We start from the raw sequence: 24,352 nt of genomic DNA on the forward strand, positions 1-24,352 counted from the left end.
TCGCCTACCTCCGCCAGCTCATGGTCATAGAGACCGAATCGGCGTAACGCAGCGCGTGTAGTTTATCGATTTCTACTTCAGCATAAGATACCCACGGATGATCGCATGCGATGTCGAGCACATCCTGAGTTAATTTTTCCAGCAATGAGAAACGATTATTCTCAACCAACTGGATGATTTGCTTAGTGATGGTGCGGTAATTCAGTGCGTCGTTGATGTCTTCACTGGCGCGAGCTTTCTCTGCCGGATAATGAATTGCCACATTAATGACAATATCCTGGCGGTTGGAAATCTCTTCATCTTTGATGCCGATAAAAGTGCGCAGGCGTAAGTTTTTGATTCGAATAATTGCGTCTGGCGACATTGCAGGTTTCCTTTATGTATCTATTTCTGGTTATTTCCTGTTGCAGACTATACCCAAAAGAGATGAGGAAAAACATTGCGCCCATCGCGGGCGCACTGACGTTAGTTTTTCTGAGCCTGCTCATAGGCCCGTTCGGTTGCCGGGCGCGAACGAATACGCTCAAACCAGTTTTGCACCGCCGGGAAATTCGCCAGATTAATGCGTTGACGCTCATGAGAAACCGTCCACGGGTAAGTGGCGATATCGGCAATACTGTATTCATTGCCGCCCAGCCACGGGGTTTTCTCGAGCTGTTTGTTGAGGACACCATACAGACGCTGAGTTTCCACCTGATAACGTTCAATGGCGTAAGGGACAGGCTGTGGCGCGAAATGATTAAAGTGATGATTTTGGCCGAGCATTGGGCCAAACCCTCCGACTTGCCAGAACAACCATTGCAGCGTGTGGGTGCGTTCACGCAGATCTTTGCTTAATAGCTCGTTGGTCTTTTCTGCCAGATAAAGCAGGATTTCGCCTGATTCAAAGATACTGAGTGGGCCGCCGCCATCTGCCGGATGGTGGTCGATAATCGCCGGGATTTTATTGTTCGGCGAAATCGCCAAAAAGGCGGGCTGAAACTGATCTCCTTTGCCAATATCTATACGGTGAAGGGTGTAGTCCAGCCCCGTTTCTTCCAGAAAAAGCGTGATTTTGTGGCCGTTTGGCGTCGGTGCGTAGTAAAGGTCAATCATGTTATGCCCATCCTGATGTCAGCATTTTTCGTAAACCTATGGAGTATAGACTTTTTGAAAAACTTGCCGGGTGGATGAGTTTTGTTCAAGTGACAGAAGTTATTTTCCGCTATATGTTCAATAACCTGGAAAGCTAAATTATGGGGATGTTATGAGCCAGCCGACAATCACGCTTTGGTCCGATGCTAACTTTTTTAGTCCGTATGTCATGTCCGTTTATGTTGCACTGAAAGAGAAAGGTCTGAGCTTTACTCTGCAAACGGTTGATTTAAACAGCGGGCAAAATCTGCAACCAGGCTGGAAAGGTTATGACCTTACGCGACGCGTTCCGGTGCTAGCGGTCGATGACTTTTTGCTGACTGAATCCTCCGCCATTGCTGAGTATCTGGAAGACCGTTTCGCGCCTCCTACCTGGGAGCGTATTTATCCCCACGATCTCGAAAAACGCGCTCGGGCCAGACAAATTCAGGCATGGATACGCAGCGATTTAATGCCCATTCGTGAAGAACGCTCAACCGACGTGGTTTTTGCCGGCGTGAAGAAAGCCCCTCTGACCGAGAAAGGGCAGGCGGCGGCGCAAAAACTCATCGCGGCGGTAGAAAATTTACTCCCCGTCGGCCAGCAAAATCTTTTTGGCGAATGGTCGATTGCTGATACCGATTTGGCGCTGATGCTTAATCGCTTGATTCTCAATGGCGATGAGGTTCCGGAGCGTTTGCAGGAGTATGCCGCGTTCCAGTGGCAGCGAGCATCCGTACAGCGTTTTCTGGCACTTTCCGCAAAGCATTCTGGCTGATTGCCCCCATAATTCGTTATGATAATTTGGCTTATCACTAACAGGAATGTGGTTTTATGAAGCTGATGTTTGCCTCTGATATTCATGGTTCGTTACCCGCCACCGAGCAGGTGCTGGCTCATTTTGAACGCAGCGGTGCTAAATGGCTGATATTACTGGGCGATGTATTAAATCACGGGCCAAGAAATGCTTTGCCGGTGGGTTACAATCCTGGGGCCGTTGCGGAGCGCTTTAACAGCATTGCCGATAAAATTATTGCAGTGCGCGGCAACTGTGACAGCGAAGTGGATCAGATGCTGCTACATTTTCCGATTACAGCCCCATGGCAACAAATATTGATGGCCGAGCAGCGTTTGTTTATCACCCACGGCCATTTATACAACCCGGATAAACTGCCGCCGCTGGCAGAAAATGATGTGTTGGTTTTTGGTCACACTCATCTGCCATTGGCTGAAAAGCAAGACTCGATATATCTGTTCAACCCTGGCTCCGTGAGTATTCCAAAAGGTGGGTTTGAAGCGAGTTACGGGATGCTAAACGATGGTGTTCTGAGCGTTCACGCACTGAATAACGATGGGGTTATTGCACAGGTCGAGATTACCCCGTAACTTACCGCTTGTTGAACATAACGCGCCATAAGAGCGCCCTGAATAAGGTTTCCCCAATGGCGGAACAGAGTCATTTTGTTGGCATGGAATGGGTAGACATTGTCAGTGAAGACAATGAAGTCATTGCGCAGGCAAGTCGTGAGCAAATGCGTGCGCAGCGCTTGCGCCATCGCGCGACTTATATCGTCGTGCACGACGGTATGGGTAAAATCTTGGTGCAACGTCGCACTGAGACAAAAGATTTTTTACCGGGCATGCTCGACGCAACTGCGGGTGGCGTGGTTCAGGCCGATGAACAATTACTGGACTCGGCTCGTCGCGAGGCAGAAGAAGAGTTGGGTATTGCCGGTGTACCGTTCGCAGAGCATGGGCAATTCTACTTTGAGGACACCAACTGCCGCGTATGGGGAAGCCTGTTTAGCTGCGTATCACACGGCCCGTTTGCTTTGCAGGAAGATGAAGTCAGCGAAGTGTGCTGGATGTCCCCTGAAGAAATTACCGCACGTTGTGATGACTTCACGCCTGACTCTCTTAAAGCACTGGCGTTGTGGATGACCCGCAATGCGAAGAATGAATCCCAACATGCCGCTGCTGCGGAGTAATTGATTCGGTTTTTCTCGGAACATCGCCAATAAAAAAGGCCGCTAATGCAAATTAGCGGCCTTTTTGCTTCTCAGAAGAACTTAGTCTTGTTGAGAAGACTGAATCGCAGTCAGAGCGATGGTGTAAACGATATCGTCTACCAGGGCGCCACGAGACAGGTCGTTAACGGGTTTACGCATACCTTGCAGCATTGGCCCGATGGAGATCAGGTCTGCTGAGCGCTGTACCGCTTTATAGGTGGTGTTACCGGTGTTCAGGTCTGGGAAGATGAACACGGTAGCGCGACCCGCAACCGGTGAGTTTGGTGCTTTGGATTTAGCAACGTCAGCCATAACTGCGGCGTCGTACTGCAACGGACCGTCGATGACCAGGTCAGGACGTTTTTCCTGAGCAATACGCGTAGCTTCACGTACTTTCTCAACATCACTACCTGCACCAGAAGTACCGGTGGAGTAGGACAGCATTGCAACACGTGGGTCGATACCGAATGCAGCAGCGGAATCCGCAGACTGAATAGCGATTTCTGCCAGTTGTTCAGCAGTTGGATCTGGGTTGATCGCGCAGTCACCGTAAACATAAACCTGTTCTGGCAGCAGCATGAAGAACACAGAAGAAACCAGAGAGCTACCTGGTGCAGTTTTGATCAGCTGCAACGGAGGACGAATGGTGTTCGCTGTGGTGTGAACCGCACCGGAAACCAGGCCGTCAACTTCGTCTTGCTCAAGCATCAAAGTACCCAGCACCACGTTGTCTTCCAGTTGCTCACGCGCAACGGCTTCGGTCATGCCTTTGCTCTTACGCAGCTCAACCAGACGTGCAACGTAGCTCTCGCGAACCACTTCTGGATCAACGATTTCGATGCCAGCACTCAGTTCAACGCCTTGCGCAGCAGCAACGCGGGTGATTTCATCCGGGTTACCCAACAGCACGCAAGTTGCAATACCACGTTCAGCACAGATAGATGCCGCTTTCACGGTACGTGGCTCTTCGCCTTCTGGCAGCACAACACGTTTGCCGGCTTTACGAGCAAGCTCGGTCAGCTGGTAGCGGAATGCTGGCGGAGACAGACGACGGCTGCGCTCGGAAGTTGCAGTCAGAGATTCAATCCAGTTTGCATCAATGTGGCTAGCCACATATTCCTGCACTTTCTCGATACGCTGATGGTCGTCAGTTGGGACTTCCAGGTTGAAGCTTTGCAGGCTCAGGGAGGTCTGCCAGGTGTTGGTATCAACCATGAACAGCGGCAGGCCGGTGGCGAATGCACGCTCACACAGTTTGCTCACGCGTGGGTCCATTTCGTAACCACCGGTCAGCAGAACGGCACCGATATCCACGCCATTCATTGCTGCCAGGCACGCTGCAACCAGCACGTCTGGACGGTCTGCGGAAGTAACCAGCAAAGAACCTGGACGGAAGTGTTCCAGCATGTGCGGAATGCTACGCGCACAGAAGGTCACAGACTTCACGCGACGGGTTTTGATGTCGCCTTCGTTGATGATGGTTGCGTTCAGGTGACGCGCCATATCAATCGCGCGAGTGGCGATCAGATCAAAGCTCCACGGCACACAACCCAGAACTGGCAGCGGGCTGTCAGCAAACAGTGCTTTAGGATCGATGTTAGCGATGCTCGCTTTAGTGGAGTCATCGAAAATTTCAGACAGATCAGGACGGGTACGACCCTGCTCATCAACTGGGGCATTCAGTTTGTTAATGATAACGCCAGTGATGTTGGTGTTTTTGCTACCACCGAAACTGCTACGAGCCAGTTCAATACGTTCTTTCATCTGCTCTGGGGAGTTGTTACCCAGGGACATCACGAAGACGATTTCAGCGTTCAGCGTTTTAGCAATTTCATAGTTCAAAGACTGAGCAAACTGGTGTTTACGAGTCGGAACCAAACCTTCTACCAGAATCACTTCAGCGTCTTTGCTGCTGGCGTGGAAGTTGGCAATGATCTCTTCCATCAGCACGTCTTGTTGGTTGCTCGACAGCAGCGACTCAACGTGGTTCATGTGCAGTGGCTCAGCAGTCGGGATGCTGGAGTTAGCACGAACGATGCTGGTGGTTTGATCTGGAGTATCGTCACCCGTGCGTGGTTGAGCGATAGGTTTGAAAACGCTTAGGCGAACGCCTTTTTGTTCCATAGCACGGATAACACCCAGGCTGACGCTAGTCAGGCCGACGCTAGTTCCGGTAGGGATCAACATAATTGTACGGGACACGGTATAACCTCTTTGTTGCACAAGCGGGGCTTGTGAGACTCAGAAAACAACACCGCCAGCGAAGGCTGGCGGTAAGGAGAATCAAGCGGTCAGGCGAGATGCATCCTGAGCGATAACCAGTTCTTCGTTGGTCGGAATGACCACCGCAGCACGGGTACCCTCTTTGTTGATGAAGCCTGATTTGCCAAAGCGTGCAGCCAGGTTGCGTTCGTGGTCAACTTCGAAGCCCAGAACACCCAGTTTGCCCAGAGACAGTTCACGTACCATTGCTGCGTTTTCACCGATACCACCGGTGAAAACAACTGCATCCAGACGACCGTCCATCAGCGCAGTGTAAGAGCCGATGTATTTAGCCAGACGGTGACAGAACACGTCCATAGCACGTTTAGCATCTTCTTTAGTGGTGTAGTTGTCTTCAACATAACGGCAGTCGCTGGTGACTTCAGTCAGACCCAACAGACCAGATTCTTTGGTCAGCATTTTGTTGATGTCATCAACGCTCATGCCCAAAGAGTCATGCAGGTGGAAGATAATCGCTGGATCGATGTCACCAGAACGGGTGCCCATTACCAGGCCTTCCAGTGGAGTCAGACCCATAGAGGTGTCTACACACTTGCCGTTACGAATAGCAGAAACGGAACCGCCGTTGCCCAGGTGGCAAGTGATGATGTTCACTTCTTCCACTGGCTTGTTCAACATTTTCGCGGCTTCTTGAGTCACATAGTAGTGGCTGGTGCCGTGTGCGCCGTAGCGACGAACGCCGTGCTCTCTGTACAGTTTGTACGGCAGAGCATAGAGATAAGATTCTTCTGGCATGGTCTGATGGAACGCGGTGTCAAACACAGCAACGTTTTTATCAGCCAGTTTAGGGAAAGATTTCAATGCTTCAGCAATACCGATCAGGTGTGCCGGGTTATGCAGTGGTGCAAAAGAAGCAGTATCTTTGATACCCTGAATCACGGTCTCGTCGATAACGACGGAGCTGGTGTACTTCTCGCCGCCGTGAACAACACGGTGGCCGATAGCAGTCAGCTGCTCGGACAATTCAGGTTTTTGTGCCAAAATGGTATTAACCATAAAGTTCAGAGCTTCGCTGTGAGCGGCGCCTGCACCCAAAGCCGCTTCTTGTTTACCGCCATCCATTTTCCACTTGATACGTGCTTCAGGAAGATGGAAACATTCGGCTAAACCAGAGAGGTACTCGTCACCGTTTACAGCATCAATAATTGCGAATTTCAGTGAAGAGCTACCGCAGTTCAGAACCAGTACTAGCTTACTCGACATGGAAGTACCTACTTTTATACGTGGCTAAAAAAACGTCATTTAGTCTCTCAGCGTAGCGCATGATGAGACAGACATTTATGATTAACGTCATGCCGAAAGCGTTTTTTTGGCATGACGAAGAAATACTCTAGAGTTTACGCCATATTGCGTGATATTTCGGCATTGGCGAACTGAGCAAAAAATTGACAACCTGCGGTTTCCCTTCTACGGCCATCAAGGCCGGCACAGGATACCTGATTGCGATGGTTAAAGACAAAAGATTTTGAACCATGTAATTTAGAGTTGTTAAATTGCACAAAAATTTTATTTTTTATATGTGAAGTTGAGGTAACGTCATGTCGACACCCCAAAACAGCCACGCAAGCTGGTTCAGTATGTTCAGTCGCGGGCAGCATTATTCTAAGACCTGGCCTGTCGATAAACGCCTCGCGCCGATCTTCGTTGAAAACCGCGTTATCCGCGCCACGCGCTTCGCCATCCGCTTTATGCCTCCGCTCGCTGTCTTTACGCTGACCTGGCAAATTGCCCTTGGCGGCCAACTTGGCCCCGCCGTTGCTACCGCGTTGTTCGCCTGTAGCCTGCCGATGCAAGGTCTATGGTGGTTAGGAAAACGTTCCGTCACACCACTGCCACCATCCATTCTTAATTGGTTTTACGAAGTGCGTGGCAAATTACAGGAGGCCGGACAGGCGTTATCGCCGATTGAAGGCAAGCCTGACTACCAGGCGCTGGCAGAAGTTCTTAAACGTGCGTTCAAGCAGTTGGATAAAACTTTTCTTGATGATTTGTAAAATCCCTGCCGTTTCGCATATATAGAAAGGATTATTTTTCGTAGGGCAATCTACCCTGCGCAACAGGAGCTAAGAAATGGAAATGACTAACGCCCAGCGACTGATTTTATCTAATCAGTACAAAATGATGACCATGCTCGATGCGGACAACGCCGAGCGTTATCGCCGCCTGCAAACGATCATTGAGCGTGGCTATGGCCTGCAAATGCGTGAGCTGGACAGGGAGTTTGGCGAGCTGACAGAAGAAACCTGCCGCACGGTTATCGATATCATGGAGATGTACCACGCGCTGCACGTTTCCTGGACTAACCTGAAAGACAACCAGCAAATCGACGAACGTCGCGTCACCTTCCTGGGCTTTGATGCGGCCACAGAAGCACGCTTCCTGGGTTACGTTCGTTTCATGGTGAACATTGAAGGCCGTTACGCGCATTTTGATGCGGGTACGCACGGCTTTAACGCGCAGACCCCAATGTGGGAAAAATACCAGCGTATGTTGAAAGTGTGGCAGTCATGCCCACGTCAGTATCATTTAAGTGCGAACGAGATCGCGCAAATTATCAATGCCTGAGGGGAGACTTGTCGTGAAGTGCAAAGGTTTCTTGTTTGATTTGGATGGGACTCTGGTTGATTCCCTGCCAGCAGTCGAACGTGCATGGATTAACTGGGCAAAGCGTTTCGATATTTCGCCGCAAGAAGTATTGGGCTTCATTCATGGCAAACAGGCGATTACTTCGCTGCGTCACTTTATGGCGGGTGCTTCTGAAGAAGAGATCCAGCAGGAATTCTTGCGTCTGGAAAAAATCGAGTCAGAAGATACCGACGGTATTGTCGCTTTGCCTGGCGCTGTTGAACTGTTGACTCACCTGAACGAAGCAGGCATTCCATGGGCAATCGTGACTTCAGGTTCGTTACCGGTCGCCTCTGCTCGCCGTGCTGCGGGTGGGCTACCGGCACCAGAAGTGTTGGTGACGGCTGAACGTGTAGCGCGTGGAAAACCTGAGCCAGATGCTTACCTGCTCGGTGCGCAATTACTTGAGCTTGAGCCTGAAGAGTGCGTGGTGGTGGAAGATGCCCCTGCGGGTGTGCTTTCAGGTCTTGCAGCGGGTTGTCACGTTATTGCGGTCAACGCCCCGGCAGATACGCCGCGCCTTGCACATGTCGATTATGCATTGCACTCGTTAACTGAGTTGCTGGTGCAGAAGTTGCCAGACGGTACAGTCGAAGTGCTTAGAAAACACTAAACACATGATTTAGCCCCGCGATAGCGGGGCTTTTTTATGGCAAGATTTTTACCCCCTGAGACAACCACAAAGGAATTGTTTTGAACTCAGAATTGATTTGGGTCCTGTCACTGTTAGCGATTGCGGTAGTGTTATTCGCCACCGGCAAAGTGCGTATGGATGCGGTTGCTTTGCTTGTCATCATTGCGTTTGTCCTCAGCGGTACACTGACTCTTAGCGAAGCCTTTTCTGGTTTTAGCGACCCCAATGTTATTTTGATTGCAGCGCTTTTTATCATTGGCGATGGACTCGTTCGAACCGGCGTTGCCTCAAAAATGGGCTCCTGGCTGGTGGATGTCGCAGGCAGCAGTGAAACAAAAATGTTGGTTTTGCTGATGTTAACGGTGGCGGGCCTCGGCGCGTTCATGAGTTCAACGGGCGTGGTCGCCATATTTATTCCCGTGGTGCTCAGTGTGTCCATGCGCATGAAAACCTCACCATCACGCCTGATGATGCCGCTGAGTTTTGCCGGGTTGATTAGCGGCATGATGACGCTTGTCGCCACGCCACCAAACCTGGTGGTAAACAGTGAACTGCTGCGCGAAGGTTTACAGGGTTTCCACTTCTTTAGCGTGACGCCAATAGGTCTGGTCATTTTGCTGTTGGGTATCGGTTATATGCTGATTGCGCGGTTTGCGTTAAACGGGCAGAAAAATGATGACGGCAGACAAGACTGGCGACGCCGAACTTTCCGCGACCTGATCAAAGATTATCGGCTGACGGGGCGCGCGCGTCGCCTGGCGATTCGCCCTGGTTCGCCAATGGTTGGTCGCCGTCTTGATGATTTAAAACTGCGTGAGCGTTATGGTGCCAACGTTATTGGCCTTGAGCGTTGGCGTAAATTCAGACGGGTGATCGTGAATGTCACTGGAGTGACCGAGTTCCGCGCCCGCGATGTTTTGCTCATCGATATGTCGGCGTCAGATATGGATCTGCGTGAATTTTGTAGCGAACAGATGCTGGAGCCGATGGTGCTGCGCGGTGAATATTTTTCAGACCAGGCGCTGGATGTGGGGATGGCGGAAGTCTCGCTGATCCCTGAGTCTGAGTTAATCGGGCAAACGCTGCGCGAAATTGGCTTCCGTACCCGCTACGGCCTGAATGTCGTCGGGTTACGCCGTAATGGCGAAGCGATGGAAGGCTTGCTGGTGGATGAAGCCTTACAACTTGGCGATATCTTGCTGGTGGTTGGCGACTGGAAATTGATCAGCCAGTTGCAACTTAAAGGCCGCGATTTCCTGGTGCTTAATTTACCCGTGGAAGAGGGCGAAGCCTCGCCTGCGCATAGCCAGGCTCCGCACGCTATTTTCTGCCTGGCGTTGATGGTGGCGCTGATGCTGACCGATGAAATTCCCAATACCATTGCCGCTATTATTGCCTGTTTGCTGATGGGTAAATTCCGCTGTATCGATATGGAAAGTGCTTATAAAGCGGTGCATTGGCCAAGCATCATCTTGATTGTCGGCATGATGCCGTTTGCGCTTGCGCTGCAAAAAACGGGTGGGGTGAACTTGATTGTGGATGGGTTGATGCGTCTGGGGGGCGGCTACGGCCCGCACTTGATGCTGATCTGCCTGTTCGTGATGTGCGCTGCAATTGGGCTATTTATCTCAAATACCGCCACCGCCGTGTTAATGGCACCTATCGCGCTGGCGGCGGCAAAATCAATGGGTGTTTCGCCTTATCCCTTTGCGATGATTGTCGCACTTGCTGCCTCTGCTGCGTTTATGACTCCGGTATCTTCACCGGTTAATACGCTCGTTCTGGGGCCGGGAAATTATAAGTTCAGCGATTTTGTGAAGATGGGCGTGCCATTTACGGTGATTGTGATGGTAGTAAGCGTGGTGATGGTGCCGATGCTGTTCCCATTCTAATACCCCTCATACTTGAAGCCGCATCTTTGTTGGCTGCGTTCACAAACCCCAGTCACTTACTTTTGTAAGCTCCTGGGGATTTACTCTCTTGCCACCTTGATGCCACTCCAATTATTTTGGGTATAAACTAAAGCGGTGAATCCTGGCTAATCTCATCGAGTGACAGCTGGAAGCTCGGAACAAATACCTTCATGAAATAGTCCATCTCTTCGCTGTGGCGGTCCGCCAGCGTTTTCTCGAGGCGGCTTTTCGCCAGCAAAAACTCGTTATTTCCAGCAGACAGTTCTTCCAGACATTTCAGATAGGCGCATAGCGCATCAGCCTGCTTCACGATGGCTCTTTCTTCATCGCTGCTCTGATGCTCATCAATCAGCGGCGCCCAGATATCGCGTAACTCTTCCGGTACCATATCAATCAGTTTCTGCTGCGCAATTTTCTCGATGGCTTTGTATTCGTGCGCAATCTGCGAGTTGAAATACTTTACGGGAGTGGGCAAATCGCCGGTTAAAACTTCGCTGGCGTCATGATACATCGCCAACAGCGCAACATGTTCGGCGTTAATTTGCCCGTTAAATTTACGGTTTTTAATCACTGCCAGGGCATGAGCGACCATCGCGACTTGTAAGCTATGCTCCGAAACATTTTCGGTACGCACATTACGCATCAGCGGCCAACGATTGATTAATTTCAGACGTGAAAGGTGGGCGAAGAAATGGCTCTGGCTCATAGGTACACTCGGTGTCTACTACAAAGAAAACCATTGTGCAGGGGGGCAGGGGAAGATGCAAACATCTCCCCCCTCAAGGTTTACTGGTGGTAGTGTCCCAGGAAGCGGCCAAATTTATTGATCGCCATTTCCAGTTCGTCAACGCGCGGTAAAGTCACAATACGCACGTGATCCGGCCACGGCCAGTTAAATGCAGTTCCCTGAACCAACAGCACTTTTTCTTGCAGCAAGAAATCCAGCACCATTTTTTGGTCATCATGGATGTTAAAACGTTTCGCATCGATTTTCGGGAACATATACAGCGCACCGCGTGGCTTCACACACGAGACACCCGGGATATCGTTAATCAATTCCCATGCGCGATTGCGTTGCTCATACAGACGCCCGCCAGGCGCGATAAATTCGCTGATACTCTGATAGCCGCCGAGTGCCGTCTGGATCGCATGTTGCGCCGGAACGTTGGCGCACAGGCGCATCGACGCCAGCATTTCCAGACCTTCAATGTAGCCTTTAGCGTGTTTTTTCGGTCCGTTCAGTACCATCCAGCCCTGACGGAAGCCCGCGACACGGTAAGTTTTGGACAAACCATTAAAGGTGACAGTCAGTAAATCAGGTGCGAGAGCAGCAATCGAATGGTGCTGCGCTTCGTCGTAAAGAATCTTGTCGTAAATTTCATCAGCAAAAATAATTAAATTATGCTGACGAGCGATCTCCACGATTTCCAGTAGCAGTTCTTTAGAGTAGACCGCGCCGGTTGGGTTGTTCGGGTTAATAATCACAATCCCGCGAGTACGAGGTGTGATTTTTGCTCGAATATCATCAAGATCCGGGAACCAATCGGAAGACTCATCACATAAATAATGAACAGCTTTACCGCTGGAAAGTGATACTGCCGCCGTCCATAATGGGTAATCCGGAGCAGGGACCAGCATCTCATCGCCGCTATTGAGCAAGGCTTGCATGGATTGAACAATCAGCTCAGAGACACCGTTCCCGATATAGATGTCTTCAACCGTCACATCCCGTATGTCACGAGCCTGATAATGCTGCATGATGGCTTTGCGTGCGGAGTAAAGTCCTTTTGAGTCGCAGTAACCTTGCGCCGTAGGCAGGTTACGAATCACATCGACAAGAATTTCATCCGGCGCATCAAAACCAAATGGCGCAGGGTTGCCGATATTCAGTTTGAGGACTTTATTCCCTTCTTCTTCAAGGCGTTTTGCCTCTTTAAGCACGGGGCCACGGATGTCGTAACAGACGTTATCAAGTTTGCTGGATTTTTCGATAGGGGACATGAACCTGACCTTAAATGTTAGCGTCACTTCCTGCCGTGGAAGCGACCAGGCATCAATGTACTCCTGCCACGCGCAGATTTGAAGGTGGGCGAAGCGCTGAACTGTAATTAATCTTCTGATTTTTTGAGATAGTGATAAAGCCAGGTGGGTGAGGTTTTTGCAGTATTATATATCGTTAAAAATGTATTTTACAATTAAAAATATAACAAAATGAAGTGTTTTTGAGTCTGTTAACTCCCTCTGAGGGTGGTGTTGCAGCAGGTAATGCTGTGTTAATTGCGAATTTAATTGAGTAATAGTTAAGGAAAATTGAATATTCATGCTTAAGGTTAAAATGAATACATTAGAGTGAGTTAATAATATGTATAAAAAATAACAACCGATATAATTAATATAAACAGTTAATAGAGTTGAATTTCTTCTCATTTTACCTTGAAAGAAAATGTCCAATTTTGGTTATAATTGACAGAAGAAAGAATTAAAAAAGAGAATGAGATCAGATAATTCGCAACAAAAGTTATGAGATGGGACGATTTGCGGTAAGATAACCTACAGTTAATGGTAGGTGTTTCTTGTTGAATATTACGCAACTCTATGTTTTGTTGTGGGTTCGTGTGTAGTAATCACGCCCGGTTAATTACCCTTGTTGCGTAGTAACATTAAGAAGATTTTCATCAGTCATACACTCGTTGTTGTTGTGCATCGAATAAATAAAACTCATTATTGAAGTGGATTTACAATAATTACTCAGTTTTAATTTACGCGACTAGTACGTTAAGACGAATGTTTGTATGTTGTTTACGCCAGTATAATAACTCCCGGAATACGCGCTGCACATTATTGGTGCGCGTCGACCAGGGTTAGTGAAAATAAAAAAGTCAGAGCGACTGTCAGGATGATGGTGCAGCCCTACGGGGACGTTCTGTAAAAGGGAATTGCTTTATCTTTTTGATAAATCACAGCAATAAAACTAAGGCAGACTCGTAAGAGCAACCTACTAGTGAAAAAATTATGATTAACGCAAATCGTCCGATATTAAATCTCGACCTCGATCTGCTAAGGACTTTTGTTGCCGTAGCGGATCTCAATACCTTTGCTGCGGCGGCAGTTGCGGTGTGCCGTACTCAATCGGCAGTAAGCCAGCAGATGCAGCGTCTTGAACAGTTAGTAGGGAAAGAGCTTTTTGCCCGTCATGGCCGTAATAAGCTACTGACAGAGCATGGAATCCAGCTTCTGGGATACGCGCGAAAAATTCTGCGTTTCAATGATGAAGCTTGCACCTCGCTGATGTTTAGTAATTTGCAGGGCGTGCTGACCATCGGCGCCTCTGATGAAACAGCGGATACTATTCTGCCATTCCTGCTTAATCGGATAAGTTCCGTTTATCCAAAGCTTGCATTGGATGTGCGTGTTAAACGTAATCCGTTCATGATTGAAATGCTCAACCAGCAGGAAGTTGACTTAGTTGTTACTACAGCGAAGCCTGTGCATTTTGAATCCATTGTTTTACGCACTTCACCGACGTTATGGTATTGCGCGGCAGATTATGTCTTCCAGAAAGGTGAAACCGTGCCTCTGGTGATGCTCGACGATCCGAGTCCTTACCGGGATATGATGCTGGAGCATTTGAATGCAGAGCGCATTCCGTGGCGTATAGCCTATGTTGCTTCCACACTTTCAGCGGTACGTGCGGCCGTTAAAGCAGGCCTGGGTGTTACCGCTCGTCCTGTTGAAATGATGAGTCCTGAGTTGCGCGTGCTCGGTAGCGCTGATGGCTTACCCGTGATGCCAGAGACCCAATATCTGTTGTGCCGCAATATGCAAACGACCAATGATTTGGCGCAGGCTATTTTTAGTGCGCTGGAATCCAACCCAAATCCCTATCGTTATTTGGCTTCATCAGATGAAGATGATGGCACTGTGTTAATGGAACGCGATTTCGAGTAACGCATGGCAGGTTGTTGGTAACAAAATATGAAATTCGAAAACAGGTCACTGAGTTTGTTTTTTGGCTCAGCGGCTTGTTTTTTAATCAATGCAAGATAAGTTTATTGCTGTTTTGTAAAAACATGTTTTAAAACAAACCACTCCGCACCTCCCTCACTGACTGCCTTCATCCAACGTCTTCTGAATCAACTCGTGTTTAAATGTTAAAAAATAGGCCGCAATGTTGTTGGTTTTTGATATGGATTAACAAAAGCGTGTCTCAGATCAAGAAAATACTCCCTATAGGGGGGATGAATAGTTGAGATTTCCTGCCAAAATAGAACAGTAGTTATTTTTTTCCAGCATTACGGACACGATTCACCATCAATAATACCGAGTTAATCACTCGGCGTTACTAACGTTTAAGGCACTAAATGTTAATGAAGGTGGTGTCATGTAAATTAATGTGTGGATACTTTTGTTAAAGTTGACAAAAGGTTATAGAAAGGAGTAAAAAACCCCATCAATTTGCTGGTAAAGTTTTGATTCCAGCAGTTATTGTAAGGTTTATTGTTCCTCCCCATGAATCGATGTGGTGTTCATCTGCCAGCAAGAGTAGAGACTTTGGCGCCACTTTTGATGAGTAAGCAATGAGTATGTCAACATCCACTGAAGTTATCGCTCACCATTGGGCGTTCGCAGTTTTTCTTATTGTTGCCATTGGCCTGTGTTGCGTAATGCTTCTCGGGGCCTGGTTCCTTGGCGGGAGAGCTAAGGGTCGGCACAAAAACACTCCCTTCGAGTCAGGTATCGACTCAGTTGGTACAGCGCGCTTACGTCTATCCGCCAAGTTTTACCTGGTCGCCATGTTCTTCGTCATCTTCGACGTGGAAGCCTTGTATCTCTATGCGTGGTCAGTGTCCATCCGTGAAAGTGGATGGGTAGGCTTCGTCGAGGCCGCAATTTTCATTTTAGTGTTACTGGCAGGCTTGGTGTATCTGGTGCGTATTGGCGCGCTTGACTGGACACCTGCGCGTTCGCGCCGTGCCCAAATCAACCCGGAAACCGACAGTATCACTAACCGTCAGCAGTAACAGCGAGGCAATAAGATGGACTATACGCTCACCCGCATAGACCCCGACGGTGAGAACGACCGTTACCCCCTGCAAAAACAGGAGATCGTAACCGATCCTCTTGACCAAGAAATCAACCGTAGCGTGTACATGGGCAAGCTCGAACATGCCATGCACGATATGGTGAACTGGGGTCGTAAAAACTCAATTTGGCCTTATAACTTTGGCCTTTCTTGCTGCTACGTTGAGATGGTGACCTCGTTTACCGCCGTGCATGACGTGGCACGTTTTGGTGCCGAAGTATTGCGTGCTTCTCCGCGTCAGGCTGACCTGATGGTTATTGCAGGAACCTGCTTCACCAAAATGGCTCCCGTCATTCAGCGTCTTTATGACCAAATGCTCGAACCAAAATGGGTCATTTCAATGGGTGCGTGCGCCAACTCCGGCGGCATGTACGACATCTATTCCGTGGTGCAGGGTGTGGATAAATTCCTGCCGGTTGATGTTTACATCCCTGGCTGCCCGCCGCGTCCGGAAGCGTATATGCAGGCTCTGATGCTGCTGCAAGAATCCATTGGTAAAGAACGTCGTCCGCTCTCGTGGGTGGTTGGCGATCAAGGTGTGTATCGCGCCAATATGCAATCCGAGCGCGAACGTAAACGTGGTGAGCGTATTGCTGTCACCAACTTGCGGACGCCAGACGAGATTTAATTTGCGCCTGTGGTTGGCGTGAGTTTACTTCGCATATCAATAATATTAGCGCGAAGCCGCTGACCAACAGTCACCACAGTACCATTTGCAATGGTGAGAATTATGACCGATTTAACTGCGCATGATGCCAACCAGCAAGCCTGGCAAACCCGTGACCATCTTGATGATCCGGTTATTGGCGAACTGCGTAACCGTTTTGGGCCGGATGCCTTCACTGTTCAGCCAACCCGCACTGGTGTTCCGGTGGCCTGGGTTAAGCGTGAACAATTACTGGAAGTTGTCGATTTCCTGAAAAGACTGCCAAAACCTTACGTCATGCTATTTGACTTGCATGGTATGGATGAGCGTCTTCGTACTCACCGCGACGGTTTACCGGCCGCGGATTTTTCCGTTTTCTACCACCTGATTTCTATCGATCGCAATCGCGACATCATGCTCAAGGTGGCGCTGTCTGAAAACGACCTGAACGTACCAACGATAACCAAACTGTTCCCTAACGCGAACTGGTATGAGCGTGAAACATGGGAAATGTTTGGCATCACCTTTAATGGGCACCCGCACCTGACGCGCATCATGATGCCGCCAACGTGGGAAGGCCATCCGCTGCGTAAAGACTACCCGGCGCGCGCCACCGAGTTCGATCCGTTTGAATTGACTAAACAGAAAGAAGACCTCGAGATGGAAGCGCTGACCTTCAAGCCTGAAGATTGGGGCATGAAGCGCAGCAGTGAACATGAAGACTTCATGTTCCTGAACCTCGGTCCTAACCACCCATCTGCTCACGGCGCATTCCGTATTGTCCTGCAACTCGACGGTGAAGAAATTGTCGATTGCGTTCCGGACATCGGGTATCACCACCGTGGCGCTGAGAAAATGGGTGAGCGTCAGTCCTGGCATAGCTACATTCCTTACACCGACCGTATCGAGTATCTCGGCGGTTGCGTAAACGAAATGCCCTACGTGCTGGCGGTCGAAAAACTGGCGGGTATCAAGGTTCCTGAACGCGTAGACGTTATCCGCGTCATGCTGTCTGAACTGTTCCGTATCAACAGCCACCTGCTGTACATCTCCACGTTTATTCAGGACGTGGGCGCGATGACTCCGGTGTTCTTCGCCTTTACCGACCGTCAGAAAATCTATGACCTGGTCGAAGCGATTACCGGTTTCCGTATGCACCCGGCCTGGTTCCGTATCGGCGGTGTAGCACATGACTTGCCAAACGGTTGGGAACGTCTGCTTAAAGAGTTCCTCGACTGGATGCCGAAACGTCTGGATTCCTACGAGAAAGCTGCGCTGCGCAACACCATCCTGAAAGGCCGTTCTCAGGGCGTTGCTGCGTATGGCAAGAAAGAAGCGCTGGAGTGGGGCACTACCGGTGCTGGCTTGCGTGCTACTGGTGTCGATTTCGATATCCGTAAAGCTCGCCCTTACTCTGGTTATGAAAACTTCGACTTCGAAATTCCGGTCGGCGGTGGCATCAGCGACTGCTACACCCGCGTGATGTTGAAAGTTGAAGAACTTCGCCAGAGCTTGCGCATTCTTGATCAGTGCCTGAAAAACATGCCTGCTGGCCCGTTCAAAGCTGACCATCCGCTGACAACGCCGCCGCCGAAAGAGCGCACGCTGCAACATATCGAGACCCTGATCACTCACTTCCTGCAAGTTTCGTGGGGCCCGGTCATGCCGGCTAACGAATCCTTCCAGATGATTGAGGCGACGAAAGGGATTAACAGTTACTACCTGACCAGCGACGGCAGCACCATGAGCTACCGTACCCGCATCCGCACCCCGAGCTTTGCGCACTTGCAGCAAATCCCGTCGGCGATTCGTGGCAGCCTGGTTTCTGACCTGATTGTCTATCTGGGTAGTATCGATTTTGTAATGTCTGATGTGGATCGCTAACTATGCACGATAAACAACAACCCCAGGCCGAAGCTTTTGAATTGAGTGCGGCCGAGCGTGATGCGATTGAGCACGAAAAACATCATTACGAAGATGCTCGCGCAGCGTCTATCGAAGCGCTGAAAATTGTACAGAAACAGCGTGGCTGGGTGCCAGACGGCGCTATTTATGCCATCGCTGACGTGCTGGGCATTCCTGCCAGTGACGTAGAAGGTGTTGCGACTTTCTATAGCCAGATTTTCCGCCAGCCGGTGGGCCGCCACGTTATCCGCTATTGCGATAGCGTGGTTTGCCATATTACGGGCTACCAGGGCATTCAGTCGGCTATCGAAGCAAAACTGAGCATCAAACCGGGTCAAACCACGTTTGATGGTCGCTTTACCCTGCTGCCAACTTGCTGTCTGGGCAACTGCGACAAAGGGCCGACCATGATGATTGATGATGACACTCACAGCCATCTGACGCCGGAAGCGATCCCTGATTTGCTGGAGCAGTACAAATGAAAACAGTAATTCGTACTGCCGAAACCCACCCGCTGACCTGGCGGTTGCGTGATGACAAACAGCCGGTCTGGCTGGATGAATATCGCAGCAAAAACGGCTACGAAGGTGCTCGTCTGGCGTTGACTGGCCTTGCACCAGATGAAGTCGTTAACCGTGTTAAAGACGCTGGCCTGAAAGGGCGTGGCGGCGCAGGCTTCTCCACGGGTTTGAAGTGGAGCCTGATGCCTAAAGACGAGTCCATGAACATCCGTTACCTGCTGTGTAACGCCGATGAAATGGAACCGGGCACCTATAAAGACCGCTTGCTGATGGAGCAACTGCCGCACCTTTTGGTGGAAGGCATGTTGATTTCTGCGTTCGCGCTCAAAGCGTATCGCGGCTACATCTTCCTGCGTGGCGAATACATCGAAGCGGCTGTGCATCTGCGCCGTGCGATTGCTGAAGCCACCGAAGCGGGCCTGCTTGGCAAAAATATTCTCGGTTCTGGTTTTGATTTTGAACTGATCGTGCACACCGGTGCCGGGCGTTATATCTGTGGTGAAGAAACCGCGCTGATTAACTCCCTCGAAGGCCGCCGCGCGAATCCACGTTCAAAACCGCCATTCCCTGCGTCAAGCGGCGTCTGGGGTAAACCGACCTGCGTTAACAACGTCGAAACGCTGTGTAACGTCCCGGCGATTCTTGCTGATGGCGTGGAGTGGTACCAGGGCATTTCTACCAGCAAAGATGCCGGTACTAAGCTGATGGGCTTCTCGGGTCGTGTGAAAAATCCTGGCGTTTGGGAATTACCGTTCGGCACCACGGCACGTGAAATCCTCGAGGAGTATGCGGGCGGTATGCGTGATGGACTTAAATTCAAAGCCTGGCAGCCGGGTGGGGCAGGGACTGACTTCCTGACCGAATCACACCTCGATTTACCGATGGAATTCGAAAGCATCGGCAAAGCAGGCAGCCGTTTAGGTACCGCACTGGCGATGGCCGTAGACCATGAAATTGGTATGGTTCCGTTGGTTCGTAACCTGGAAGAGTTCTTTGCCCGCGAATCTTGTGGCTGGTGTACACCGTGCCGTGACGGTTTGCCGTGGAGCGTAAAAATTCTGCGTGCGCTTGAGCGTGGCGAAGGCCAGCCAGGGGATATCGAAACACTTGAGCAACTGTGTCGATTCCTTGGTCCAGGTAAAACCTTCTGTGCGCATGCGCCAGGTGCGGTTGAGCCATTGCAGAGCGCGATTAAATATTTCCGCGAAGAATTCGAAGCAGGCATTGCCAAACAAGATTTCGGTAACACCCGTGCCATTAGTGGCATTCAGCCGAACTTGTTAAAAGCACGCTGGTGATATCTGCGCCGATAAAGGTGCAGGTAAGAAAAATTTTATAATTAACTGGAAGCATGCTGACTATGGCTACGATTCATGTAGACGGCAAAGAATATGAGGTAAACGGGTCAGACAACCTGCTACAAGCATGTCTGTCACTCGGCCTCGATATTCCTTATTTTTGCTGGCACCCGGCGCTAGGCAGCGTCGGTGCTTGCCGCCAGTGCGCGGTGAAGCAATATCAGAACGCAGAAGATCTTCGTGGCCGCCTGGTGATGTCTTGTATGACACCGGCCTCGGACGGCACGTTCATCTCTATTGATGACGGTGAAGCAAAAGAATTCCGTGAAAGCGTTGTGGAATGGTTGATGACCAACCACCCACACGACTGCCCGGTTTGTGAAGAAGGCGGCAACTGCCACTTGCAGGATATGACGGTCATGACCGGTCATAGCTTCCGCCGCTATCGCTTCACCAAACGTACTCACCGTAATCAGGATCTCGGCCCGTTCATCTCTCACGAAATGAACCGCTGTATCGCCTGTTACCGCTGCGTGCGTTACTACAAAGACTACGCTGACGGCACCGACTTAGGTGTTTATGGCGCGCACGATAACGTCTACTTCGGTCGCCCGGAAGACGGCACGCTTGAGAGCGAATTCTCCGGTAACCTGGTAGAAATCTGCCCGACCGGCGTGTTCACGGACAAAACTCACTCCGAGCGTTACAACCGTAAGTGGGATATGCAGTTCGCACCGAGCATTTGCCAGCAGTGCAGCATCGGCTGTAACACCAGCCCGGGTGAGCGCTATGGTGAATTGCGTCGTATCGAAAACCGTTATAACGGCACCGTGAACCACTACTTCTTATGTGACCGTGGCCGCTTCGGTTATGGCTACGTCAACCTGAAGGATCGTCCACGTCAGCCGATCCAACGTCGTGGCGACGATCTGATCACCCTGAACGCTGAACAGGCGATGCAGGGAGCGGCGGATATTCTGCGCCAGTCGAAGAAAGTGATCGGTATCGGATCCCCACGTGCCAGCGTTGAAAGCAACTTTGCGCTGCGCGAGCTGGTCGGTGCGGACAACTTCTACACCGGTATCGCAACCGGTGAACAAGCACGCCTGCAACTGATGCTCAAAGTGCTGCAAGAAAGCGGCATTCATACACCGGCACTGCGTGAAATCGAATCTTACGATGCGGTTCTGGTGCTGGGCGAAGATATTACCCAAACCGGTGCACGTGTTGCGCTGGCTGTGCGTCAGGCCGTGAAAGGCAAAGCGCGTGAAATGGCAGCGGCACAGAAAGTGGCTGACTGGCAGATTGCCGCAATCCTGAACATTGGCCAGCACGCCAAACACCCACTGTTTGTCACCAACATCGACAGCACTCGTCTGGACGATATCGCCGCGTGGACTTACCGTGCGCCGGTTGAAGATCAGGCGCGTCTGGGCTTCGCAATCGCCAACGCGCTGGACAGCAACTCTCCAGCAGTTGAATTGGATCGTGACCTGAAAAACAAAGTCGACGTTATCGTGCAAGCGCTGGCGGGTGCGAAAAAACCATTGATCGTATCCGGTACTAACGCCGGTAGCGAAGCGGTGATTCAGGCGGCAGCCAACGTGGCTAAAGCACTGAAAGGCCGTGGTGCCGATGTCGGTATCACTATGGTCGCTCGCGCGGTTAACAGCTTAGGTCTCGGCATGATTGGCGGCGGCTCGCTGGAAGAAGCGTTAAGTGAGCTGGAAAGCGGTGCGGCCGATGCGGTCGTGGTGCTGGAAAACGATCTGCACCGCCATGCTTCAGCGGCGCGTGTTGACGCAGCACTGAGCAAAGCGCCGCTGGTAATGGTTATTGACCATCAGCGCACCGCGATTATGGACAAAGCCCACCTGGTGCTGTCCACCGCAAGCTTTGCTGAAAGCGACGGTACCGTGATTAACAACGAAGGCCGCGCACAGCGTTTCTTCCAGGTTTATGACCCGTCTTACTACGACCATTCAGTGGTGATGCTCGAAAGCTGGCGCTGGTTGCACTCTCTGCACAGCACGGTTCAAAGCCGTGAAGTGGACTGGACGCAACTCGACCACGTTATCGATGCGTGCGTGAAAGCGCTGCCGCAACTGGCCGGAATTAAAGATGCGGCACCAGATGCCAGCTTCCGTATTCGTGGTCAGAAACTGTCGCGTTCACCAATCCGCTCCAGTGGTCGTACGGCGATGCGCGCGAACATCAGCGTGCATGAACCGCGCCAGCCGCAGGATAAAGACACCATGTTTGCCTTCTCTATGGAAGGGAGCAACAGTCCGTCGGCAAATCGCCAGCAAATTCCATTTGCATGGGCACCAGGCTGGAACTCACCGCAGGCATGGAACAAATTCCAGGCCGAAGTGGGTGGCAAACTGCGTCATGGCGATCCGGGTGTACGTCTGATTGAAGCGTCCGAAACGGGGATTGATTACTTCACCGACGTGCCGGAAATCTTCCATGCCGAAGAAGGGAAATGGCGTATCGCGCCTTACTACCATCTGTTTGGCAGCGATGAAATGTCCCAGCGTTCTCCGATATTCCAGAGCCGCATGGCCGAGCCGTACATCAAGCTCAATCCGGCAGACGCTGCAAAACTGGGCGTGAATGCGGGAAGCCTGATTTCGTTTAGTTACGAAGGCCAGACGTTGAGTCTGCCGCTGCAACTTTCCGAAGGTCTGGCAGCAGGGCAGGTTGGTTTACCGATGGGGATGCCTGGCATTGCTCCGGTACTGGCGGGTGCTCGTCTTGAAAATCTCCAGGAGGCTGGCCAATGAGTTGGTTAACACCGGATGTTATCGACATTCTGCTGAGCATTCTTAAAGCGGTCGTGATCCTGCTGGTAGTAGTGACTTGCGGCGCGTTCATGAGCTTTGGTGAACGTCGTTTGCTGGGCCTGTTCCAGAACCGTTACGGACCGAACCGTGTTGGCTGGGGCGGTTCGCTCCAGTTAGTCGCGGACATGATCAAGATGTTCTTTAAAGAAGACTGGACCCCGCGCTTTGCGGACCGCGTCATCTTTACCCTGGCACCGATGATTGCTTTCACCTCGATGCTGCTGGCCTTTGCGATTGTGCCAGTCAGCCCGAGCTGGGTGGTTGCCGACCTGAACATTGGTATCTTGTTCTTCCTGATGCTGGCGGGTCTGGCGGTGTACGCCGTACTGTTTGCTGGCTGGTCAAGTAACAACAAATACTCACTGCTCGGCGCGATGCGTGCTTCGGCACAAACGCTGAGCTATGAAGTGTTCCTCGGTCTGTCGCTGATGGGCGTTGTGGCGCAAGCGGGTTCGTTCAATATGGGCGATATCGTCGATAACCAGGCGAACCTGTGGAACGTGATCCCGCAGTTCTTTGGCTTTATCACTTTCGCTATCGCAGGCGTTGCGGTTTGTCACCGTCACCCGTTTGACCAACCGGAAGCAGAGCAAGAGCTGGCCGATGGTTATCACATCGAATATTCAGGCATGAAATTCGGTCTGTTCTTCGTCGGTGAATACATCGGTATCGTCACCGTTTCAGCGATGATCGTGACCCTGTTCTTTGGTGGCTGGCATGGCCCGTGGTTACCGCCGTTCATCTGGTTCGCACTGAAAACTGCGTTCTTCATGATGATGTTCATTTTGATTCGTGCTTCATTGCCTCGTCCGCGTTATGACCAGGTGATGTCCTTCGGCTGGAAAATTTGCCTGCCGTTGACACTGGTCAATCTGCTGGTGACCGCCGCGGTCATTCTCTATCAGGCACCATAAGGGGTGAAAAAACCATGACATTGAAAGAGTTAGCGGTTGGTTTCGGCACCCAGGTACGCAGTATCTGGATGATCGGTCTGCATGCGTTTGCCAAACGCGAAACGCAGATGTATCCGGAAGAGCCAGTCTATTTACCGCCGCGCTACCGTGGCCGCATCGTGTTAACGCGCGATCCGGACGGCTCTGAGCGCTGCGTAGCCTGTAACCTGTGTGCGGTAGCCTGCCCGGTAGCCTGTATCTCTTTGCAAAAAGCAGAAACAAAAGATGGCCGCTGGTATCCAGAATTCTTCCGCATCAACTTCTCGCGCTGCATCTTCTGTGGCCTGTGCGAAGAAGCGTGCCCAACCACCGCGATTCAGCTGACTCCAGACTTCGAGCTGGGTGAGTTTAAGCGCCAGGATTTGGTGTACGAAAAAGAGGACCTGTTGATCTCCGGTCCGGGCAAATACCCGGAATATAACTTCTACCGGATGGCAGGTATGGCAATCGACGGCAAAGATAAGGGCGAAGCGGAAAACGAAGCCAAGCCTATCGACGTCAAAGGCCTATTACCTTAAAGGAG

Annotated in this window: 22 protein-coding genes; 16 read left to right on the forward strand and 6 right to left on the reverse strand. The window is 50.8% G+C overall.

The window, feature by feature from the left end:
* Positions 1-4: 4 nt before the first annotated feature.
* Both folX and yfcG read right to left on the reverse strand, forming a co-directional pair.
* Positions 5-364, reverse strand: a complete 360-nt coding sequence (gene folX, locus DY231_RS06650; protein ID WP_115627724.1) for a dihydroneopterin triphosphate 2'-epimerase — start codon at positions 362-364, stop codon at positions 5-7.
* 101 nt (positions 365-465) lie between these two features.
* Positions 466-1,095 (reverse strand): GSH-dependent disulfide bond oxidoreductase, encoded by a 630-nt coding sequence (yfcG, locus tag DY231_RS06655; protein WP_115627725.1) that lies wholly within the window; start codon positions 1,093-1,095, stop codon positions 466-468.
* A gap of 151 nt (positions 1,096-1,246) precedes the next feature.
* Between yfcG and yfcF the strand changes: the two genes are divergently transcribed.
* From yfcF to yfcD, 3 genes are read left to right on the forward strand one after another with little or no spacing between them, the layout of a single operon-like run.
* Positions 1,247-1,891 carry a glutathione transferase gene (gene yfcF, locus DY231_RS06660; RefSeq protein WP_034497265.1) on the forward strand — a complete coding sequence of 215 codons (645 nt, stop codon included), beginning with the start codon at positions 1,247-1,249 and terminating at the stop codon, positions 1,889-1,891.
* Positions 1,892-1,947: 56 nt separating this feature from the next.
* Positions 1,948-2,499, forward strand: a complete 552-nt coding sequence (yfcE, locus tag DY231_RS06665) for a phosphodiesterase (RefSeq protein WP_115627726.1) — start codon at positions 1,948-1,950, stop codon at positions 2,497-2,499.
* A 56-nt stretch (positions 2,500-2,555) separates the two neighbouring features.
* Positions 2,556-3,101 carry an NUDIX hydrolase YfcD gene (gene yfcD / locus DY231_RS06670; RefSeq protein ID WP_115627727.1) on the forward strand — a complete coding sequence of 182 codons (546 nt, stop codon included), beginning with the start codon at positions 2,556-2,558 and terminating at the stop codon, positions 3,099-3,101.
* 81 nt (positions 3,102-3,182) lie between these two features.
* Here yfcD and pta read toward each other — a convergent pair whose 3' ends face one another.
* Complete coding sequence (gene pta / locus DY231_RS06675; protein WP_034458824.1) at positions 3,183-5,324, reverse strand: phosphate acetyltransferase; 2,142 nt, start codon at positions 5,322-5,324, stop codon at positions 3,183-3,185.
* An 81-nt stretch (positions 5,325-5,405) separates the two neighbouring features.
* Positions 5,406-6,608 carry an acetate kinase gene (gene ackA, locus DY231_RS06680; RefSeq protein WP_034497257.1) on the reverse strand — a complete coding sequence of 401 codons (1,203 nt, stop codon included), beginning with the start codon at positions 6,606-6,608 and terminating at the stop codon, positions 5,406-5,408.
* A gap of 335 nt (positions 6,609-6,943) precedes the next feature.
* Here ackA and yfbV point away from each other — a divergent pair, with 335 nt between their 5' ends.
* From yfbV to DY231_RS06700, 4 genes are all read left to right on the forward strand, one after another.
* On the forward strand, positions 6,944-7,399 hold the full coding sequence (gene yfbV / locus DY231_RS06685; protein WP_034497254.1) for a terminus macrodomain insulation protein YfbV: 456 nt from the start codon (positions 6,944-6,946) through the stop codon (positions 7,397-7,399).
* 76 nt (positions 7,400-7,475) lie between these two features.
* Positions 7,476-7,970: a YfbU family protein gene (locus DY231_RS06690; protein ID WP_034497251.1), complete on the forward strand. Its 495-nt coding sequence runs from the start codon at positions 7,476-7,478 to the stop codon at positions 7,968-7,970.
* A complete protein-coding gene (locus tag DY231_RS06695) occupies positions 7,963-8,643 on the forward strand; it encodes a sugar phosphatase (RefSeq protein WP_115627728.1) in 681 nt (226 codons plus the stop codon). The genes DY231_RS06690 and DY231_RS06695 overlap by 8 nt, the downstream gene beginning before the upstream one ends.
* 80 nt (positions 8,644-8,723) lie before the next feature.
* Positions 8,724-10,556 carry an SLC13 family permease gene (locus DY231_RS06700; protein WP_115627729.1) on the forward strand — a complete coding sequence of 611 codons (1,833 nt, stop codon included), beginning with the start codon at positions 8,724-8,726 and terminating at the stop codon, positions 10,554-10,556.
* Positions 10,557-10,683: 127 nt separating this feature from the next.
* Here DY231_RS06700 and yfbR read toward each other — a convergent pair whose 3' ends face one another.
* Both yfbR and alaA read right to left on the reverse strand, forming a co-directional pair.
* A complete protein-coding gene (gene yfbR, locus DY231_RS06705) occupies positions 10,684-11,283 on the reverse strand; it encodes a 5'-deoxynucleotidase (protein ID WP_115627730.1) in 600 nt (199 codons plus the stop codon).
* A gap of 80 nt (positions 11,284-11,363) precedes the next feature.
* Positions 11,364-12,578 (reverse strand): alanine transaminase AlaA, encoded by a 1,215-nt coding sequence (alaA, locus tag DY231_RS06710; protein WP_115627731.1) that lies wholly within the window; start codon positions 12,576-12,578, stop codon positions 11,364-11,366.
* Positions 12,579-13,589: 1,011 nt separating this feature from the next.
* Here alaA and lrhA point away from each other — a divergent pair.
* The 9 genes from lrhA to nuoI all read left to right on the forward strand — a co-directional run bounded on the left by lrhA (position 13,590) and on the right by nuoI (position 24,347).
* Positions 13,590-14,525, forward strand: a complete 936-nt coding sequence (gene lrhA, locus DY231_RS06715) for a transcriptional regulator LrhA (RefSeq protein WP_115627732.1) — start codon at positions 13,590-13,592, stop codon at positions 14,523-14,525.
* 629 nt (positions 14,526-15,154) lie between these two features.
* Positions 15,155-15,598 carry an NADH-quinone oxidoreductase subunit NuoA gene (gene nuoA, locus DY231_RS06720; protein ID WP_034497229.1) on the forward strand — a complete coding sequence of 148 codons (444 nt, stop codon included), beginning with the start codon at positions 15,155-15,157 and terminating at the stop codon, positions 15,596-15,598.
* A gap of 15 nt (positions 15,599-15,613) precedes the next feature.
* Positions 15,614-16,288 carry an NADH-quinone oxidoreductase subunit NuoB gene (gene nuoB, locus DY231_RS06725; RefSeq protein WP_034458804.1) on the forward strand — a complete coding sequence of 225 codons (675 nt, stop codon included), beginning with the start codon at positions 15,614-15,616 and terminating at the stop codon, positions 16,286-16,288.
* A gap of 90 nt (positions 16,289-16,378) precedes the next feature.
* The gene (nuoC, locus tag DY231_RS06730; protein ID WP_115627733.1) at positions 16,379-18,190 is read left to right on the forward strand and encodes an NADH-quinone oxidoreductase subunit C/D; all 1,812 of its coding nucleotides are present in this window, start codon (positions 16,379-16,381) and stop codon (positions 18,188-18,190) included.
* A 2-nt stretch (positions 18,191-18,192) separates the two neighbouring features.
* The gene (nuoE, locus tag DY231_RS06735; RefSeq protein ID WP_034497224.1) at positions 18,193-18,693 is read left to right on the forward strand and encodes an NADH-quinone oxidoreductase subunit NuoE; all 501 of its coding nucleotides are present in this window, start codon (positions 18,193-18,195) and stop codon (positions 18,691-18,693) included.
* Positions 18,690-20,030, forward strand: coding sequence for an NADH-quinone oxidoreductase subunit NuoF (gene nuoF / locus DY231_RS06740; RefSeq protein WP_115627734.1), 1,341 nt, complete (start codon positions 18,690-18,692; stop codon positions 20,028-20,030). The genes nuoE and nuoF overlap by 4 nt, the downstream gene beginning before the upstream one ends.
* A gap of 62 nt (positions 20,031-20,092) precedes the next feature.
* Positions 20,093-22,816 (forward strand): NADH-quinone oxidoreductase subunit NuoG, encoded by a 2,724-nt coding sequence (nuoG, locus tag DY231_RS06745; RefSeq protein ID WP_115631781.1) that lies wholly within the window; start codon positions 20,093-20,095, stop codon positions 22,814-22,816.
* Positions 22,813-23,790, forward strand: a complete 978-nt coding sequence (nuoH, locus tag DY231_RS06750; RefSeq protein ID WP_115627735.1) for an NADH-quinone oxidoreductase subunit NuoH — start codon at positions 22,813-22,815, stop codon at positions 23,788-23,790. The genes nuoG and nuoH overlap by 4 nt, the downstream gene beginning before the upstream one ends.
* 14 nt (positions 23,791-23,804) lie before the next feature.
* Positions 23,805-24,347, forward strand: a complete 543-nt coding sequence (nuoI, locus tag DY231_RS06755; protein ID WP_034458795.1) for an NADH-quinone oxidoreductase subunit NuoI — start codon at positions 23,805-23,807, stop codon at positions 24,345-24,347.
* The last annotated feature ends 5 nt before the right edge of the window (positions 24,348-24,352 follow it).

Origin of the sequence: Buttiauxella agrestis, assembly GCF_900446255.1 — a bacterium.
GTDB classification, from domain to species: Bacteria; Pseudomonadota; Gammaproteobacteria; order Enterobacterales; family Enterobacteriaceae; genus Buttiauxella; species Buttiauxella agrestis.

Excerpts from the sequence above, each read along its gene's own strand:
- nuoI (WP_034458795.1), top strand. The coding sequence starts at position 23,805 with ATGACATTGAAAGAGTTAGCGGTTGGTTTCGGCACCCAGGTACGCAGT.
- yfcE (WP_115627726.1), top strand. The coding sequence starts at position 1,948 with ATGAAGCTGATGTTTGCCTCTGATATTCATGGTTCGTTACCCGCCACC.
- nuoF (WP_115627734.1), top strand. The coding sequence starts at position 18,690 with ATGAAAACAGTAATTCGTACTGCCGAAACCCACCCGCTGACCTGGCGG.
- folX (WP_115627724.1), bottom strand. The coding sequence starts at position 364 with ATGTCGCCAGACGCAATTATTCGAATCAAAAACTTACGCCTGCGCACT.
- nuoH (WP_115627735.1), top strand. The coding sequence starts at position 22,813 with ATGAGTTGGTTAACACCGGATGTTATCGACATTCTGCTGAGCATTCTT.
- yfbR (WP_115627730.1), bottom strand. The coding sequence starts at position 11,283 with ATGAGCCAGAGCCATTTCTTCGCCCACCTTTCACGTCTGAAATTAATC.
- yfbV (WP_034497254.1), top strand. The coding sequence starts at position 6,944 with ATGTCGACACCCCAAAACAGCCACGCAAGCTGGTTCAGTATGTTCAGT.
- nuoE (WP_034497224.1), top strand. The coding sequence starts at position 18,193 with ATGCACGATAAACAACAACCCCAGGCCGAAGCTTTTGAATTGAGTGCG.
- nuoG (WP_115631781.1), top strand. The coding sequence starts at position 20,093 with ATGGCTACGATTCATGTAGACGGCAAAGAATATGAGGTAAACGGGTCA.
- nuoA (WP_034497229.1), top strand. The coding sequence starts at position 15,155 with ATGAGTATGTCAACATCCACTGAAGTTATCGCTCACCATTGGGCGTTC.
- yfcF (WP_034497265.1), top strand. The coding sequence starts at position 1,247 with ATGAGCCAGCCGACAATCACGCTTTGGTCCGATGCTAACTTTTTTAGT.
- alaA (WP_115627731.1), bottom strand. The coding sequence starts at position 12,578 with ATGTCCCCTATCGAAAAATCCAGCAAACTTGATAACGTCTGTTACGAC.
- lrhA (WP_115627732.1), top strand. The coding sequence starts at position 13,590 with ATGATTAACGCAAATCGTCCGATATTAAATCTCGACCTCGATCTGCTA.
- DY231_RS06695 (WP_115627728.1), top strand. The coding sequence starts at position 7,963 with ATGCCTGAGGGGAGACTTGTCGTGAAGTGCAAAGGTTTCTTGTTTGAT.
- nuoC (WP_115627733.1), top strand. The coding sequence starts at position 16,379 with ATGGTGAGAATTATGACCGATTTAACTGCGCATGATGCCAACCAGCAA.
- yfcD (WP_115627727.1), top strand. The coding sequence starts at position 2,556 with ATGGCGGAACAGAGTCATTTTGTTGGCATGGAATGGGTAGACATTGTC.
- nuoB (WP_034458804.1), top strand. The coding sequence starts at position 15,614 with ATGGACTATACGCTCACCCGCATAGACCCCGACGGTGAGAACGACCGT.
- DY231_RS06690 (WP_034497251.1), top strand. The coding sequence starts at position 7,476 with ATGGAAATGACTAACGCCCAGCGACTGATTTTATCTAATCAGTACAAA.
- ackA (WP_034497257.1), bottom strand. The coding sequence starts at position 6,608 with ATGTCGAGTAAGCTAGTACTGGTTCTGAACTGCGGTAGCTCTTCACTG.
- yfcG (WP_115627725.1), bottom strand. The coding sequence starts at position 1,095 with ATGATTGACCTTTACTACGCACCGACGCCAAACGGCCACAAAATCACG.